We start from the raw sequence: 17784 nt of genomic DNA, 5'->3' as shown, positions 1-17784 counted from the left end.
GCCCATATGCAGGGGAATTTTGAGGATAAGGTTTTTATCAGTGGCTTTTTCTTCAACATCCTGCTCGCTGCCGGCCTTGCCTATTTAGGTGTCCATCTTGGAATTGATCTATATCTGGCAGCAATATTTGCTTTTGGAGTCAGATTGTTTAATAATATAGCTGTCATTCGCCGGCTGGTAATATCAAAGTGGAGCAAATCTAGAAAAAACACTTAATTTCTTAAAAACTTAAGAAAAAAAAGAGGGAATATTCCTTGCTTGTGGAATTTATTCCTTAATTAACCCACTCGTATACCGATATAATTACATAACGGATAGACGAATAGTATATAACGGACATTTTAAACTCAAGGAGGTGCCAAAGAATGAACAGCAATGAGATTTATGTAAGTTTAGACATCGGTACATCCAATATTAAAGTTATCATTGGAGAAATGACCAGTGAATCCTTTAATGTAATTGGTGTAGGTCACTCAAAATCAGCAGGTATTAAAAAGGGATCTATTGTTGATATCGATGAAACTGTTCGTTCCATAAAAAGAGCGATAGAACAGGCAGAACGAATGCTTGGTATACCGATTAATGCAGTAATTGTTGGTGTGAAAGGAAATCATGTACAGCTGCAGCCGTGCCACGGTGTAGTCGCTGTATCCAGTGAAGACCGTGAGATTGGAGACGAAGACATTGCGCGTGTGATTGATGCGGCGCAAGTGGTTTCAATTCCTCCTGAACGGGAAATTATTGACGTCATACCCGGGCAGTTTATTGTTGATGGAACCGATGAAATTATAGATCCGCGCGGAATGCTTGGAGTCAGGCTGGAAATGGAAGGAACGATCGTAACAGGATCCAAGACCATCTTACATAATTTATTGCGTTGTGTAGAAAAAGCCGGCCTGCAAGTGGCCGATATCTGCCTTGAACCGCTGGCTACTGCTTCTATAGCCCTCACAAGGGATGAAATGGATTTAGGAACAGCCTTGATCGATATCGGCGGCGGATCGACGACTGTGTCTGTATTTGATCAGGGAACAATGCAGATGACAACGGTTCTTCCATTCGGCGGAGAGTTCATATCAAAAGACATATCAATCGGACTTCGAACGACTGCTGAAGATGCAGAAAAAATAAAGCTTAAACATGGACACGCTTTTGTTGACCATGCATCAAAAGACGAAACGTTTTCTGTTGCTCAGATCGGATCCTCATCAGAACAGGAGATCAGCCAGTACGATTTAGCTCTCATTATTGAAGCTCGTATTGCTGAAATGCTGGAACTTGCGGATGAAGAGCTCGTTCGAAGAGGATATGGAGATCTGCCAGGAGGATTTGTTATTACTGGCGGTGTTGCCGCTATGCCCGGGCTGCTTGAACTGGCACAGGAAATCTTTCAGAACAATGTCAGGGTCTCCCTGCCGGATTATATCGGCGTAAGAGAGCCGCAGTATACCACGGGTATCGGACTTATTCAATTTACTTACCGCAACATTAAGGTACAAGGCAAAGAGGTTGCTTCTGCTCTTACAGAAGGAGCAGAGGTCCAGCATAGAAAGAAACAGCCTCAAGCGGCAAAACAGCAAAGCGAGAAACCCGCTGGCGGCATGAAATCCAAAATGAAAAATTGGTTTGGTTTATTTTTCGAATAAGAGACAGGTAGTCACTAGGAGGAACGCTCATGTTAGAGTTTGATATGAACATGGATTCATTAGCTACAATTAAGGTTATCGGTGTAGGCGGAGGCGGAAGCAATGCTGTTAACCGCATGATCGAGCACGGAGTACAAGGAGTAGAGTTCATCTGTGTGAATACGGATGCACAGGCTTTAAACCTTTCAAAAGCGCAGATCAAAATGCAGATTGGGTCTAAACTAACGAGAGGACTGGGTGCAGGAGCCAACCCGGAAATCGGAAAAAAAGCGGCTGAAGAGAGCAGAGAACAGGTTGAGGAAGCCCTTCGAGGAGCGGATATGGTCTTTGTTACGGCCGGTATGGGAGGCGGTACCGGAACAGGTGCAGCACCGGTAATCGCAGAAATTGCAAAAGAAATGGGTGCACTAACAGTAGGTGTTGTTACCCGTCCGTTTACTTTTGAAGGAAGAAAACGCTCTACTCAAGCCGTTGGCGGTATCAGTGTATTTAAGGAAAAAGTAGATACATTGATTGTTATTCCAAATGACAGATTGCTAGAAATCGTTGATAAAAATACTCCGATGCTTGAAGCCTTCCGTGAAGCGGATAATGTACTGCGTCAAGGTGTACAAGGGATCTCAGATTTGATCGCTGTACCAGGATTGATCAATTTGGACTTTGCCGATGTTAAAACCATCATGACCGAAAAAGGTTCTGCTCTGATGGGTATCGGAATTGCTACCGGTGAAAACAGAGCGGCTGAGGCCGCACGCAAGGCAATTTCATCACCATTGCTTGAAACTTCAATCGACGGTGCAAAAGGTGTTCTCATGAATATTACCGGAGGAGCCAACCTCAGTCTATATGAAGTCAATGAGGCGGCAGATATCGTTTCCTCTGCTTCTGACCCAGAAGTAAACATGATCTTCGGATCTGTTATTAATGAGGACTTAAAAGATGAGATTTTAGTAACTGTTATTGCGACAGGATTCGATGAAAGAGAAAATATGCAAGCGATGCAGGCACAGGCACAGCGTCCGAAGTTCCAGCAGCAGGCTCCTAAGACACCAGCAAGCCAAGGAAGCCAGCGTGAGGAAGTAACGAACGAAAGCCGTCCGGCTCAGCCGTCACAATCGGATGCAGACACACTGGACATCCCAACTTTCCTTCGAAACAGAAACCGTAACCGCAGAAGATAATTGAGAAATACAGAAGCTCCCTGCATTGGTCCGACAAGCGCTGGAGCTGGACATTACTTCAATGCTGCAAAGCACCTTTCAATGGATTTGAAAGGTGCTTTTTTGTTTGTTTTAAAACAAATTCCCATCCATTTTTCAAGCCATAGATTCTGACAAAATCTCTTAAAATAAAAAGATATCTTGTCTCATAAATTGACAGACTTTCTATTTGGCCTGTTTTATACTGGTTTCATCTCTTAAGAAAGGAGAAAACAAATGACACTTTATCTCGATGTCATTTGGTTTCTTAATTTTTGCATTGATTTTCTTCTCATCGTTTTAACAGGAATGGTGTTAAAACGCAAAATGCAAAAATGGAGACTGGTTGCGGGTTCTTTCGTCGGGTCTTCTTATGTTCTGCTGCTATTCATTCCTACGGATATCAGTATGTATCATCCGCTCATAAAATTTGTTTTTTCCTTGATCATCATGGTTGTGTCTTTTGGATATCAAAAGTTTTCTTATTTCGCGAAAAATGTCGGCATGTTTTATTTTGTTACCTTTGTTACTGGAGGGGGCCTGTTTGCAGCACATTATTTTTTACAGACAGATCTATCCATCATGAATGGAGTATTCGCGACTAAAAGTACAGGAAAGGGTGATTTGTTAAGCTGGGCGTTTGTATGCATCGGGTTTCCGTCGGTGTGGCTGTTTTCCAAACGAAGAGTGGATGACATCAAAGTTCAGAAACTTCATTACACGGAAATTGTGAAGGTTGAAATTAAAGTAGAGGATACATGCATACACGCCACTGGTTTGATCGACAGTGGAAACAAGCTTCACGATCCAATTACCAAGGTGCCGGTCATGATATTGGATCTGAATACCCATGCAGAACATCTGCCTCCCGAAATCGCAGCATTCTCAAAAGACATTGAGACGTTAAATGATGGAGGCATCATGGAACATTCATGGGAATCACGTCTGCGGATCATTCCGTTTCGTGCGGTCGGGAAAGACAGCGAATTTCTGCCAGCCATCAAACCCGATGAAGTGGTGATTGCGAGTAAACAGGGCAGCTTTTCTTGCTCTAGAGTTCTTATCGGATTAACGTATACGGTATTATCCAGTGAAAATACGTTTACTTGCATTGTTCATCCAGAAGTCATGTCCAACGGGATTGAAAGCATAGCAGCCTCATAGAACAGGGAGAGGGGAGAATGGCAAAGTGAAACAGCTTCGTCTGAAACTGACGCTTCTTTGGTACAAACTGTTAATAAAGCTGGGGATTAAAACAGAGGAAATCCACTATATAGGCGGACATGAAGCATTACCGCCGCCGCTGAGCAAGGAGGAAGAAGCTATACTTCTTGAAAAGCTGCCGACCGGTGACAAGGCAGCAAAGTCATTGCTCATCGAGAGAAACCTAAGGCTCGTTGTCTACATCGCTAGAAAGTTTGAAAATACAGGAATCAATATAGAGGATTTGATCAGCATCGGAACCATCGGATTGATCAAAGCGGTAAACACGTTTAACCCGGAAAAGAAAATCAAACTGGCTACATATGCATCCAGGTGCATTGAGAATGAAATCCTCATGTATTTGCGCAGAAATAATAAAACACGTTCAGAAGTTTCTTTTGATGAACCGCTCAATGTCGACTGGGATGGAAATGAACTTTTATTATCAGATGTCCTTGGAACAGAAGAAGATATAATCACACGCCGATTAGAGGCGAATGTGGATCGAAAACTGCTTCTCAAGGCTTTATTTACTTTAAACGACAGGGAGAAACAGATCATGGAACTTAGATTCGGGCTGTCAGGAGGCGAAGAAAAGACCCAGAAGGATGTTGCAGATATGCTGGGTATTTCTCAGTCCTACATTTCAAGATTAGAGAAGAGAATTATTAAACGGCTGCAAAAGGAATTTAATAAAATGGTCTGACGGGAGGCATATGCCTCTTTTTTATTTTCGTTTTTTTCTTTGTTAGCTCGATAATGATGGTTGAAAGACGTTTCACCCTTGACCTGAATCAGGACCATAAACTGAAGGTGCTTTTTGTTTTGAAAAAAATTTCCAGCTTATTTAAGCTGTGCTGCCATATGATTTCCGGTCTCTGCCTCCATTCATCGGGATGATGCAACTGCATAAAAAATCCTGTCAGGGAAATACTGACTTTGACAATAAACTCCCGGTAGGAGGGAAATCCATTGACCCGAAACAAAGTAGAGATCTGCGGAGTAGACACGTCTAAGCTTCCAGTATTAAAAAATCCCGAAATGCGTGAATTGTTCACAAAGATGCAGAACGGGGATCCTACTGCACGCGAAACGTTAGTAAACGGCAACCTGCGCTTGGTTCTCAGCGTTATCCAGCGATTTAATAACCGCGGGGAGTTTGTGGATGATTTATTTCAGGTCGGCTGCATCGGCCTCATGAAATCCATCGATAATTTTGACCTTGGTCAAAATGTTAAATTTTCGACATATGCAGTGCCTATGATTATTGGTGAGATAAGAAGATATTTGCGGGACAACAATCCCATACGGGTATCGCGTTCTCTGCGTGATATCGCCTACAAAGCTCTTCAGGTAAGAGACCAGCTTATGAATAAGCTTTCAAGAGAACCTACAGCACAGCAGATTGCAGAAGTACTTGAGGTGCCAAAAGAAGAAGTTGTTTTTGCACTGGATGCTATACAGGATCCCGTTTCACTTTTTGAGCCTATTTACAATGACGGAGGCGATCCTATCTATGTTATGGATCAGATCAGTGATGATAAGGCTAAAGATTTTCAGTGGATTGAAGAGATCGCGTTAAAAGAAGCGATGAGACGACTTAACGAAAGAGAAAAAATGATCTTGACGATGAGATTTTTTCAAGGGAAAACTCAGATGGAGGTCGCTGATGAAATCGGGATCTCCCAGGCCCAGGTCTCACGACTGGAAAAAGCGGCAATATCACAGATGAACAAAAATATACAGAGCAGTTAAAAGCCAACCCGCTGATGAAGCGGGTTGTTTGCTGTACATGAATTCATAAGCCCGCTCATATAGATAGTAAAAAGAAGGGCGGGGATACGATGATGAAGATTTCTGACTTTCAGGTCAAGGACGTCGTAAATGTGGCAAACGGCAAAAAACTTGGACATATCGCTGATTTGGAGATTAACTTAAGCACCGGAAAAATCGAATCACTGATCATTCCGGGACCGGGAAAAATGCTAGGTTTTTTTGCAAGAGAAAGTGATATCGTCATACCATGGAGAAATATTGTGAAAATCGGCACTGATGTCATTCTTGTACGGTATATGGATGCCCAGGAAGCCGGTGAATACATTAAAGAGCCTTTCGATCAGCTGAAAAAGTAAATAGCATTATACCCCATGACTCATCTGTGATAAAATAAATAGCATAATAATCCAATATTCGTCTCCATTTGATAATACTTTTTCACAGAAGGAAGTGTGCGGTTTTGAGAGCTGAACCATTTGTACAACAAGGCAGCATGTATAAACTGGCTGACTGGATGAACCAGCATCCCGGATTAACAGCAGGAATCACATCACGGCACAATGGTTTTAGCAAGCATCCATATGAATCATTAAATTTAGGATTTCATGTCGGAGACCACCCGAAGGATGTTCTGAAAAACCGGAAGAGCGCAAGTTCAGCCATTGGCGCTTCTTTGGAGCAGTGGGTGGGCACTGAGCAGGTGCATGATGCCATCATCAAAAAAGTAACGAAAGAGGATGCCGGAAAGGGCGCCAAAGATTTGGCAAGTGCGATTAAAGGCACCGATGGAATATATACCGCAGAAGAGGATCTACTACTCACATCACTTTACGCTGACTGTGTGCCCCTTTTCTTTATGAGTCCTGCCAACCAGCTTGTAGGCCTTGCCCATGCGGGCTGGAAAGGAACGGTCGGCAAGATTGGAGCAAACATGGTGGGTCAATGGGTGAATGCGGAAGGTGTCCAGCCCGAGGACATCATTGCAGCTATAGGCCCGTCGATCGGCAGCTGCTGCTATGAGGTTGATGAATTTGTCATAACAAAAATAAACAAAGTGCTTCATGGTGATCCGGCAAAATTTCCATACCATCAGGTAAACAAAGAACATTATATGCTGGATTTAAGGGAAGTAAATAAAATGATCCTGATTGAAGCAGGTATGAAAGAAGAAAACATCATTGCGACTTCCTATTGTACAAGCTGTATGAATGATCAATTTTTTTCTCATCGCAAGGAACACGGGAAAACGGGCAGGATCATGAGCTATATCGGGCGTTTGAAAGGAGCAGAACGTGAATATCCAGCAAAATCTTTCAGTCATACAAACGAACATATCAGAAGCATGCAAGAAAAAAAACAGAAAGCCAGAGGACGTTAAAGTCATTGCCGTTACGAAATATGTGAGTACAGAAACGGCGATTAAGGCGGTGAAATCAGGCGTTTCACATATCGGTGAAAACCGTCCGGAGGGACTCAAGGAAAAGTACGACGTTCTAGGCCGGGATGTGACGTGGCATTTTATCGGGTCTCTGCAATCAAGGAAGGTGAAGGAAATTCTTCCGTATGTGGATTATATACATTCACTGGACAGGCTTTCTCTTGCAAAGGAGATCGATAAGAGAGCAGACCGTGTCATCGATTGCTTCGTTCAGGTCAATGTATCCGGGGAAGAAACAAAACACGGCATGCCTGCTAAAACAACCCTATCATTTGTCGATAAAATGAGGGAGTACCCAAATATTCGAATTGTAGGGCTGATGGCCATGGCTCCTCATACAGAAGAAGAGGAAACCCTTCGTTCTGTATTTTCAACACTCAAACAGCTGCAAAATGACATACAGGCTAAGCATTATGATTTTGCGCCATGCAAAGAGCTTTCCATGGGAATGTCCAATGATTATGAAATAGCTGTCCAGGAAGGAGCAACGTTCGTGAGAATTGGGACCAGCCTGGTCGGCAAAGAATTTTAGGAGGTGCCAATCATGAGCATTAAGAACAAATTCAAGCGTTTTTTTGATCTTGAGGAAGATGAATATGTATATGAAGAAGTGGTTGAAGAGAATGGTGAAGAAACTGGAGAGAACAACGAATACCCCCCTGCCCATGCGAAGAAAAACAAGCAGAACGTTGTCAGCCTTCAAAGTATACATCAGCAATCTAAAGTCGTCCTTGTGGAACCAAGAGTCTATGCGGAAGCACAGGACATCGCTGATCAATTAAAAAACAGGCGTGCGGTCGTCATGAACCTGCAGCGCATTCCCCATGATCAGGCAAAACGGATCGTTGATTTTTTAAGCGGGACCGTTTATGCGATCGGTGGAGATATACAAAAATTAGGCCCTAACACATTTTTGTGTACACCGGAAAACGTAGATATCTCCGGTTCGATATCGGAAATGCTGGAAGGCGAATAAGACGAGGACGGTGCTTTCTTTGATATACCAGATTGGGGACATTATTTCTGAACTTTTCACTATCTACCGCTATATAATCGTAGCTTACATATTAATGTCGTGGTTCCCGAACGCAAGGGAATCTTCGATCGGCCAATTTATCGCCAGAATCGTGGAGCCATACTTGGCGCCGTTCAGGAGAATCATCCCTCCCCTCGGCATGATTGATATTTCTCCGATCGTTGCACTATTTGCACTGTCGTTTGCACAATACGGTGTAAGAATGGTCGTTTACTGGATTGCCCAATACCTGGCATAGAGGCATAGGAGCATAAATGAACATATATCAGCATTTTCGAAAAGAAGAATATCCATTTATCGATCAAGTGCTGCAGTGGAAGTCTGAAGCTGAAGAACGTTATTCTGTAAAACTCACCGATTTCCTTGATCCCCGGGAACAGGATATCGCTGAGAGCATGATTGGAAAAGGCTCGGAAGCTTCCCTGTCGTTCTGGGGAGGCTCTTCTTTTTCTGAGAGAAAGAGAGCCTTGATCTATCCATCCTATTTTCAGCCGGAAAAAACAGACTTTGAAATTACTGTACTGGAAGTGAACTATCCGACTAAGTTTGTAACGATCGAGCATCGGGACGTACTCGGTTCTCTGATGAACCTTGGAATGAAGAGAGGAAAGTTTGGCGATATTCTTCATAGCCAGGACAGGATGCAGATCATTGTTGCTGGGGATGTGAGTGACTTTGTCCGGCTTAACCTGGAACGGATTGGAAAAGCGGCGGTCAGACTGAAAGAAGTTTCAGAGCATGACCTCATTCTCTCTGAAGAGGCATATGAAGAGAAAGAAGGAACGGTTTCCTCATTGCGGCTCGATGTCGTTCTTTCCGAGATTTATGGCCTTTCCAGGTCCAAAATGAGCCCGCTCATTACCGGGTCTAAAGCCAAGGTCAACTGGAGGATCACAGAAGAGGCCTCGTTCCTAGTTGAACCAGGAGATTATTTATCGCTTAGGGGATATGGCCGCAGCAAACTGTTCGCAGTGGAAGGAAAAACAAAAAAAGACAGATGGCGGATAAGATACGGAATTTTACAATAAAGATGATACGGTCTAGAAGGAATGGCCTGACTATTGTCGAAACTAGGTTAGTAATAGAAAGCATCATTAGTGGAGGTGGCGGAAATGCCTTTAACACCATTGGATATTCATAATAAAGAGTTTACCCGTGGATTTCGCGGTTATAATGAAGATGAGGTCAATGATTTTCTTGACCAAGTCATAAAAGATTATGAATCAGTGATCCGTGAGAAAAGAGAATTGGAAGAAACAGTTGAAAATTTGGAAGAGAAGCTTTCCTATTTTAAAAATATTGAAGAAACGTTAAACAAATCGATTCTAGTTGCGCAGGAAACGGGTGAAGAGGTAAAGCGAAGCGCAACAAAAGAAGCGAGGCTGATCGTCAAGGAAGCGGAAAAAAATGCTGACCGCATAATTAATGAATCCCTTGCTAAATCCCGTAAGATCGCAATGGAGATTGAAGAACTTAAAAAGCAATCTTCTGTTTACCGCACACGATTCCGTATGCTCATTGAGGCACAGCTTGAAATGCTTAAAAATGAAGACTGGGATGCTCTTCAGCCAGCGGAACGCGGGGAAGAGTACGAACTGGAGATGAAATAGAACGCTTGACGTTTTTTCAACCAAAGCATATAATTTTTTAAAGATTATTATATTTGGCAACGATGAAAGGGAAAGTATGTAGAGTACCCATTTATTGCAAGCGAGCCGGTGATGGTGGAAGACCGGTAAATGGACTGTACAGAAGATCACCCCGGAGTTTCCCGGCTGAACCTATTAAAGTAAGCCTGGCGTTCGATCACGATACGATTTTAAAGCGGGTTTCTTCTTTAGGAACCTATTAGGGTGGTACCGCGGGTGGCCTTCTCGTCCCTTTACAGTGACGAGAAGGCCTTTTTTATATGCGTAGACATAGTTTGATTTGATTTTCGAGATGCAGGAGGAAAAATATGAATTACAAAGACACGTTATTAATGCCGAAAACAGAATTTCCGATGCGGGGCAACCTGCCGCAGCGGGAACCTGAAGTTCAAGCCAAGTGGGAAGAGATGGACATTTACAATAAAGTTCAGGAACATACAAATGGACGCCCTTCCTTTATTCTTCATGACGGACCTCCCTATGCAAATGGAGATATCCATGTAGGCCATGCGGAGAACAAAATCCTTAAAGATATGATCGTGCGTTATAAATCAATGTCGGGCTATCATGCACCATATGTTCCTGGCTGGGATACACATGGACTTCCAATTGAAACCGCCTTAACGAAGAGCGGAAAAGTAAAAAGAAAAGAGATGTCGGTTGCTGAATTCCGCAAGAAGTGTGAAGAGTATGCCCTCACTCAAGTAGACCGCCAGCGTAATCAGTTTAAACGGCTGGGAGTGCGAGGTGATTGGGAGAACCCTTATATTACTTTGAACAAAGCGTATGAAGCCCGTCAGATCGAAGTATTTGGCGAAATGGTGAAAAGAGGATTCATCTATAAAGGTTTAAAGCCTGTTTATTGGTCTCCTTCATCTGAATCGGCATTGGCGGAAGCGGAAATCGAATACTATGACAAGCGTTCGGCATCCATTTATGTAACATTCCAAGTAAAAGACGGGAAAGGTGTGCTCGACCAGGACGTCAGCATCGTCATCTGGACAACGACCCCATGGACGATTCCGGCAAACCTCGGTATCTCTGTTCATCCTGATCTTGACTATGTGGTTGTTGAAGCAGAAGGAAGAAAGCTTCTTGTAGCGCAAGCATTAGTCGAACAGCTTGAAAAAGAATTGGATTGGAAGGATGTCTCTGTTCTAAAGACCGTAAAAGGTAAAGAGCTGGAGTACATTGTTGCTCAGCATCCTTTTTATGACAGAGAATCCCTCGTTATGCTGGGTGACCATGTCACGACTGACGCAGGAACAGGGTGTGTCCATACGGCACCGGGGCACGGGGAAGATGACTTCCTTGTTGGTAAAAAGTATGGCCTTGATGTGCTTTGCCCCGTTGATGACCGCGGTGTGATGACAAGTGAAGCTCCTGGCTTTGAAGGTATCTTTTATGATGAAGCAAACAAACCAATCACAGAAAAACTTCAAGAAGCTGGTGCGTTGTTAAAACTATCGTTCATCACTCACTCCTACCCGCATGACTGGAGAACGAAGAAACCGGTAATCTTCCGTGCCACCGCTCAATGGTTTGCTTCCATTAAGGGAATGCGTGGAGAGATGCTTGATGCCATTAAAGAAGTCAACTGGATCCCAAACTGGGGTGAAACCAGGTTGTTCAACATGATCAAGGATCGTGAAGACTGGTGTATTTCAAGACAGCGTGCATGGGGTGTTCCGATCCCGGTCTTCTATGCTGAGAACGGTGAACCGATCATGACAGAAGAAACAATTGCCCACGTTGTTAAGTTGTTCCGCGAACACGGCTCCAATGTCTGGTTTGAACGTGATGCAAGAGAACTTCTGCCTGAAGGATTCACTTCCGAGCATAGTCCTAACGGACGTTTTACTAAAGAAACAGACATTATGGATGTTTGGTTTGACTCTGGTTCTTCCCACTGGAGCGTACTTGAAGAACGTGAAGATTTGTCCCGTCCGGCAGATCTTTATCTGGAAGGCTCTGACCAATACCGAGGCTGGTTTAATTCATCGCTTTCTACATCAGTAGCGATCACTGGGAAAGCTCCTTATCAATCAGTCCTCAGCCACGGCTTCGTTCTTGATGGTGAAGGAAGAAAAATGAGCAAGTCGATCGGGAACGTCATGGACCCGATTAAAGTGATGAATCAGCTTGGCGCAGACATTATCCGCCTATGGGTATCTTCTGTAGACTATCAGTCAGACGTCCGGGTCTCCGATGATATTCTTAAACAAGTGGCTGAAGTGTACCGTAAGATCCGTAACACGCTGCGTTTCTTGCTGGGTAATTTAAACGGTTTTGATCCAAAAGCCAACGCCGTACCTTTTGAAGAGCTTGGCAAGATTGATCAGTATATGCTGGTTAAACTCAATAAACTGACCGACCGGGTGAAGAGGGCGTATGACGAGTATCAATTCCTCACTGTATATAATGCGATCCATAACTTCTGTACAATCGACTTGTCCTCTTTCTATCTGGACATTGCAAAGGATACGCTTTATATTCAAGCAGAAGATGATATCAAACGCAGAAGCATCCAGACGGTTCTTTACGAGGCACTCGTGTCTATCACGAAACTGACGGCTCCGATTCTTGCCCACACGGCAGATGAAGTTTGGGACTATATCCCTGGAGTTACTGAGAAAAGTGTACAATTAACAAGTATGCCTGATACTGTGTCTTATTCTGGAGAAAACCAATTACTAAAAGATTGGGATCGATTTATGGATCTGCGTGATGAAGTTCTCAAAGCACTGGAAGAAGCGAGAAATGCGAAGGTCATCGGAAAATCTCTCACAGCATCCATCACTTTGTATCCTTCAGAAAATGTGAAGACTTGGCTTGAAGGGGTAGAAGACCTCAATAAGCTATTCATCGTGTCTGAAGCGGTAATCGGCGGCACAAAAAACGAAGCTCCTGAAGGCGCAGCACAATACGAACATCTGGCTGTTGCTGTTAAACCAGCTGAAGGTGAAACGTGTGAGCGCTGCTGGGTTGTTACACCCGAAGTCGGTTCTGATGAGAAACATCCAACCCTCTGTGCATCATGTGCTGAGATTGTAGCTGAAAACTACAAAAATTAAATGTTTCATCTTTGCTGAAGCAAAAGAGCTGTACTTCTCAGCCTGTAATTAACAGGTTGAGGGGAGCAGTTCTTTTTTTATTGTCTGCTTTTCATCGGACATTCACCTTATCTCTTGTTCAGCAATAAAGTAAAGTCAAGGGGGCGCGCGCGAATGGAACGTCTATTAGACAGGGAGAACGCATCATTATTGCCAGTCGGTTGGAAAAGGGAGGCTTTCCTGGCTTTTCATCAAAAAATGATCGATCAAGAGCGTAAGTTTCCTTGCATTCCTGCGATACAAGGCTATCAGCTGAATCATATACGTTTTGGTTTCGCGCCTGCACCCGAACATGAAAAAGCACCAGCTGTTTTTGCACGTTTGCTGGAGTCCTATGGTTCGTGTTCACGTGAAACCGGCGATTATTCTGCACTGGTTGTATTCTTTCATTCTCTCTCTGGCCCGGGTGCAGGAGCAAAGAACGTGGCAGCTTACGAGAACATTTTCTGGGATCTTATGATCAGAACCCATAAGATGGACAAAGAACCTTGGCCTGTTCATATTTCTCCAGATCCAGAGGATAGGACATGGGAATTCTGCTTCGGTCAGGAACAATACTTTGTATACTGCGGAACACCGGCACACGAAAGAAGGTACAGCCGTTACTTTCCTTGCTTCATGCTCGCTCTTACCCCTCGATGGGTGCTTTCCCGTTTTAATGAGGATAAAAAAAGGGCAGACAAAATGTCAGATTGGATCAGGAGCAGGCTGTTATCTTATGATACTGCGCCGATTCATCCTGAATTAAAAAAGTATGGGGATGAAGATAATAAAGAATGGAAGCAATATTATTTAAGGGATAACGAAACAGCCGCATCCGTTTGTCCATTTCATCATCTGCGGGGGAACGGCCCGCAACCTAACAATGGCAACTGATGTAATGGGCGGAAAGAGGCAGGCAGAACTCTGCTTTTTTCTATGCACAACAGGAATCCAAACTCAATTTAATTCACGCTTTAGATTGTGCTCGGCCTTCTGCCTGTGCTAAAATTTGAAAGTACAAACTTAGGAATCGGAGGAAACAAAGTGTATTATTATCTTCTGGCGCTTTTGGTGCTTGGCCTCGACCAGGTGACAAAATGGTGGATCGTTAAAAACATGAATTATGGACAAAGTATAACCGTGATCGAAAATGTTTTTTACATAACCTCACATCGGAATAGAGGAGCTGCCTTCGGTATACTTCAAAATCAGATGTGGTTTTTTATCATCATTACGATTGCTGTTATTGCAGCAGTGATCTATTATATGCAAAAGCATGCGAAACACCAGCCGTTGCTGCGCACAGCACTTGGCCTTGTTCTCGGCGGTGCCACTGGAAACTTTTTGGACCGCATCATCAGAAAGGAAGTCGTTGACTTTCTTGACGTTAAGATATCGAGCTATAATTATCCGATTTTTAATGTAGCCGATTCAGCACTTGTAGTCGGTGTTATATTGATTTTTATTCAAACATTAATGGAAAGCAAGAATAAGAAGGAGAACATGAATGGAGCACATCGAGGTTAAGATAGACGAAGATTACCAATCCGAGCGGATCGACAAGGTGGTAACTTCTATTGAATTAGACTGGTCACGGTCTCAAGTTCAAAACTGGGTGAAAGACGGTTTGGTAACGGTCAACGGAAAGACAGTCAAAACCAACTACAAATGCAATGCCGGTGACGTTATTTCGATCACAATTCCTGATCCGACCATCTTGGATGTTGTAGCTGAAGAAATGGATCTGGATATTGTTTATGAAGATTCAGATGTGCTTGTAGTGAACAAGCCAAGAGGAATGGTGGTTCATCCGGCTCCTGGCAATTATTCAGGCACGCTCGTTAATGGGCTCATGGCTCACTGCAACGATTTATCGGGAATAAACGGAGTGCTGCGCCCAGGCATCGTGCACCGTATTGATAAGGATACCACTGGACTGTTGATGGTTGCTAAAAACGACATGGCCCATGCATCTCTTGTGAGCCAGTTAAAGGCAAAGACAACAACAAGAAAATACAAAGCCATTGTTCACGGTGTGATGCATCATGACAAGGGAACGATTGATGCACCGATCGGAAGAGACAAGAGTGACCGTCAAAAGATGACGGTCACAGATGAAAACAGCAGAGATGCTGTAACCCATTTCAATGTCCTGGAAAGATTCAATGATTTTACACTGGTGGAATGCCAGCTGGAAACCGGCAGAACACATCAGATTCGTGTACATCTGAAATATATCGGCTTTCCTCTTGCCGGCGATCCGAAGTACGGCCCCAAAAAGACACTGGATATCAATGGACAAGCCCTGCATGCTGGTCTGCTAGGCTTTGTACATCCGCGCACGAAAGAATATATGGAATTTGAAGTTCCACTTCCAGATGATATGGAACAGCTGCTCGACAATCTTCGACGGAAAATGGGTTGACAGGTTATCTTCTTTCTGTAATAATGAAACCAAATGAATAGTCCTTTAACGACAGTCCCGTGAGGCTGAGAAGGAAAACGGATTTAGGCTTATGGCCTAACTATGTCCTCTCACCATATGGGTGAGAGGAATTTTTTATGGGCCGTTTTCAAAGGATGATTGTAACATATCCTATAAAGAAGAAGGTGAGCAGGTCATGCAAAAGGCAGTCATTATGGACGATCAGGCGATTCGCCGGGCATTGACAAGAATTGCCCATGAGATTATTGAGCGAAACAAAGGGATTGAAAATGTCGTACTCGTTGGCATTAAAACCAGGGGTGAATATTTGGCAAAACGTCTCGCTGAGCGGATCCAGAACATCGAAGGAAAACCGGTTAATGTCGGTGACATCGATATCACTCTTTACCGCGATGATCTCAAAGTAAAGACTGAGAATCTTGAACCCGAGTTAAAAGGAACCGATATTCCTGCAGATATTACCAATAAGAAAGTCATACTAGTGGACGATGTTCTGTTCACAGGACGAACAGTTAGAGCGGCGATGGACGCGGTTATGGACATCGGGCGCCCTGCGTCCATTCAGCTGGCTGTCCTCATCGACAGAGGTCATCGTGAGCTGCCGATCCGGGCTGACTTCGTTGGGAAGAATGTACCAACATCAAATACAGAAATTATTTCTGCTTCCGTAGCGGAAGTCGATGGAGCGGATGAAGTTTCCATCCACGAAAAAAGCAAATAAAGAACGTCCCTTTAAATCGAGTCCAGAGAGGCTAGCAAGGGAGGTTTGGATGACAGGCTGCAGCATCAGGCAGATCTGTGTATTCAGCACAACCTCCTTAACTTGCAAAGGAGGTATTTTTTATGGGTAAAAACAAAAACGAAAATACAAATCAACAGGACACAACCCAGGCAGTGCTTGATGTCCGGGATGTACCTAAACTTCATCAATGGATCACATTGAGCCTTCAGCATCTGTTTGCCATGTTTGGTGCGACAGTACTTGTCCCCTTCCTGGTGAAACTGGATCCCGGCGTTGCACTGGTTTCCAGCGGCCTTGCCACACTGGCTTACTTGCTTGTAACGAAAGGCCAAATCCCTGCTTATCTTGGTTCTTCCTTTGCGTTCATTTCACCGATCATTGCTGTAAAAACCCTCGGAGGGCCAGAAGCAGCGATGGTGGGAAGTTTCCTTGCAGGTCTTGTTTACGGTGCTGTGGCGCTGATCATTAAGACGAGCGGTCTGAAATGGCTGATGAGAATCATGCCTCCTGTAGTCGTCGGCCCTGTTATCATCGTGATTGGACTGGGACTCGCCAATACAGCGGTTAAAATGGCGATGAACAATCCGCATACGAACGAATACAGTCTGTCCTACTTCACAGTTGCACTGTTCACACTGGCTGTCACAATTATATGCTCGATGTATTTAAAAGGAATTTTTGGAATCATCCCGATCCTGATCGGCATCATTGCAGGCTACCTCTTCGCATTATCAAGGGGTATGGTGGATCTGTCGAAAGTAAAACAAGCCAGCCTGATCGACGCACCTGATTTTATGTTCCCGTTTGTATCCTACACCCCGCACTTTTCCTGGTCTATCGCTTTGATTATGATGCCGGTGGCCACAGTGACGATTGCGGAGCATATCGGGCACCAGCTGGTCCTGAGCAAGGTTGTAGGAAGAAATTTTCTAGAAAAACCGGGACTGCACCGATCCATTCTTGGTGACGGAATCGGAGTAATGATCGGATCTTTTATCGGAGGGCCGCCAGTGACCACTTACGGTGAAAACATCGGTGTCCTTGCCATCACAAGAGTGTTCTCTGTGTTTGTCATCGGGGGAGCAGCCGTAACGGCCATCTGCTTCGGCTTTTCAGGAAAGGTTACGGCGCTGATCAGCTCTGTACCAACCCCTGTCATGGGAGGTGTTTCCATTCTGCTATTCGGGATTATCGCCTCTTCAGGCCTTAGAATGCTTATCGACAATCAAATTGATTTTGGCAACAAACGAAACCTGATCATCGCCTCCGTTATCCTGGTCACAGGGATCGGCGGAGCAGTCCTACAGTTTACCGAAACACTGCAGGTCGCGGGAATGGCGCTTGCCACTTTAATCGGTGTGTTCTTAAACCTGATTCTCCCAGGCCGTGATGAAGATTCTGAATTGCTGAATAAAATGTTTGGAGTATCCGAGAAAGACCCAGCTGCATAATGAACACCTTTTAACTGAGTCCGAGAGACTTAGAAGGGTGAAACCGGCAGAAAGAGCGTACACGCTTTTTCAAGTCTGGCCACACCCTGACCAAAACCGTCAG

General features: G+C 44.1%; 19 protein-coding genes and 1 other annotated feature. All 19 genes read left to right on the top strand.

The window, feature by feature from the left end; translation table 11 throughout:
* On the top strand, positions 1-216 hold a 216-nt coding region (locus tag ABHN01_RS15950), incomplete at its 5' end, for a small basic family protein (RefSeq protein ID WP_429876340.1).
* Positions 217-365: 149 nt separating this feature from the next.
* Positions 366-1646, top strand: coding sequence for a cell division protein FtsA (gene ftsA / locus ABHN01_RS15945; protein WP_429876339.1), 1281 nt, complete (start codon positions 366-368; stop codon positions 1644-1646).
* A gap of 29 nt (positions 1647-1675) precedes the next feature.
* Positions 1676-2827 carry a cell division protein FtsZ gene (ftsZ, locus tag ABHN01_RS15940; RefSeq protein ID WP_290399640.1) on the top strand — a complete coding sequence of 384 codons (1152 nt, stop codon included), beginning with the start codon at positions 1676-1678 and terminating at the stop codon, positions 2825-2827.
* 255 nt (positions 2828-3082) lie between these two features.
* The gene (gene spoIIGA / locus ABHN01_RS15935) at positions 3083-4009 is read left to right on the top strand and encodes a sigma-E processing peptidase SpoIIGA (RefSeq protein WP_429876338.1); all 927 of its coding nucleotides are present in this window, start codon (positions 3083-3085) and stop codon (positions 4007-4009) included.
* A 25-nt stretch (positions 4010-4034) separates the two neighbouring features.
* Positions 4035-4754, top strand: coding sequence for an RNA polymerase sporulation sigma factor SigE (gene sigE, locus ABHN01_RS15930; RefSeq protein WP_429876337.1), 720 nt, complete (start codon positions 4035-4037; stop codon positions 4752-4754).
* Positions 4755-5020: 266 nt separating this feature from the next.
* Positions 5021-5803, top strand: a complete 783-nt coding sequence (sigG, locus tag ABHN01_RS15925) for an RNA polymerase sporulation sigma factor SigG (protein ID WP_062231643.1) — start codon at positions 5021-5023, stop codon at positions 5801-5803.
* 89 nt (positions 5804-5892) lie between these two features.
* The gene (locus ABHN01_RS15920) at positions 5893-6180 is read left to right on the top strand and encodes a YlmC/YmxH family sporulation protein (RefSeq protein WP_290399637.1); all 288 of its coding nucleotides are present in this window, start codon (positions 5893-5895) and stop codon (positions 6178-6180) included.
* Positions 6181-6284: 104 nt separating this feature from the next.
* Positions 6285-7202 carry a peptidoglycan editing factor PgeF gene (pgeF, locus tag ABHN01_RS15915; RefSeq protein ID WP_429876336.1) on the top strand — a complete coding sequence of 306 codons (918 nt, stop codon included), beginning with the start codon at positions 6285-6287 and terminating at the stop codon, positions 7200-7202.
* Positions 7117-7794, top strand: a complete 678-nt coding sequence (locus tag ABHN01_RS15910) for a YggS family pyridoxal phosphate-dependent enzyme (RefSeq protein ID WP_429876335.1) — start codon at positions 7117-7119, stop codon at positions 7792-7794. Before pgeF ends, ABHN01_RS15910 begins: the two co-directional genes overlap by 86 nt.
* A 12-nt stretch (positions 7795-7806) precedes the next feature.
* Positions 7807-8238 (top strand): cell division protein SepF, encoded by a 432-nt coding sequence (locus ABHN01_RS15905; RefSeq protein ID WP_429876334.1) that lies wholly within the window; start codon positions 7807-7809, stop codon positions 8236-8238.
* 22 nt (positions 8239-8260) lie between these two features.
* Positions 8261-8536, top strand: a complete 276-nt coding sequence (locus ABHN01_RS15900) for a YggT family protein (protein ID WP_290400423.1) — start codon at positions 8261-8263, stop codon at positions 8534-8536.
* 16 nt (positions 8537-8552) lie between these two features.
* Positions 8553-9326, top strand: coding sequence for an RNA-binding protein (locus ABHN01_RS15895; RefSeq protein ID WP_429876333.1), 774 nt, complete (start codon positions 8553-8555; stop codon positions 9324-9326).
* Between the two features lie 84 nt (positions 9327-9410).
* On the top strand, positions 9411-9908 hold the full coding sequence (locus ABHN01_RS15890; RefSeq protein ID WP_290399632.1) for a DivIVA domain-containing protein: 498 nt from the start codon (positions 9411-9413) through the stop codon (positions 9906-9908).
* A gap of 53 nt (positions 9909-9961) precedes the next feature.
* Positions 9962-10183, top strand: a binding site (T-box leader).
* Positions 10184-10255: 72 nt separating this feature from the next.
* A complete protein-coding gene (gene ileS / locus ABHN01_RS15885) occupies positions 10256-13021 on the top strand; it encodes an isoleucine--tRNA ligase (protein ID WP_429876332.1) in 2766 nt (921 codons plus the stop codon).
* Positions 13022-13174: 153 nt separating this feature from the next.
* The gene (locus ABHN01_RS15880) at positions 13175-13936 is read left to right on the top strand and encodes a YqcI/YcgG family protein (protein ID WP_429876331.1); all 762 of its coding nucleotides are present in this window, start codon (positions 13175-13177) and stop codon (positions 13934-13936) included.
* 150 nt (positions 13937-14086) lie between these two features.
* Positions 14087-14569, top strand: a complete 483-nt coding sequence (gene lspA / locus ABHN01_RS15875) for a signal peptidase II (protein WP_290399629.1) — start codon at positions 14087-14089, stop codon at positions 14567-14569.
* Positions 14550-15467 (top strand): RluA family pseudouridine synthase, encoded by a 918-nt coding sequence (locus tag ABHN01_RS15870; RefSeq protein WP_429876330.1) that lies wholly within the window; start codon positions 14550-14552, stop codon positions 15465-15467. Before lspA ends, ABHN01_RS15870 begins: the two co-directional genes overlap by 20 nt.
* Positions 15468-15633: 166 nt before the next feature.
* Positions 15634-16209 (top strand): bifunctional pyr operon transcriptional regulator/uracil phosphoribosyltransferase PyrR, encoded by a 576-nt coding sequence (pyrR, locus tag ABHN01_RS15865; RefSeq protein WP_290400422.1) that lies wholly within the window; start codon positions 15634-15636, stop codon positions 16207-16209.
* A 122-nt stretch (positions 16210-16331) separates the two neighbouring features.
* Entirely contained in the window at positions 16332-17681 is a 1350-nt protein-coding gene (locus ABHN01_RS15860) for a solute carrier family 23 protein (RefSeq protein ID WP_429876329.1), read from the top strand.
* Positions 17682-17784: the final 103 nt, after the last annotated feature.

Origin of the sequence: Fictibacillus sp. NRS-1165 (assembly GCF_050468105.1) — a bacterium.
In the GTDB taxonomy this organism is placed as follows: domain Bacteria; phylum Bacillota; class Bacilli; order Bacillales; family Fictibacillaceae; genus Fictibacillus_C; species Fictibacillus_C terrinigri.
This window is presented reverse-complemented; position numbering and strand designations above follow the sequence as displayed.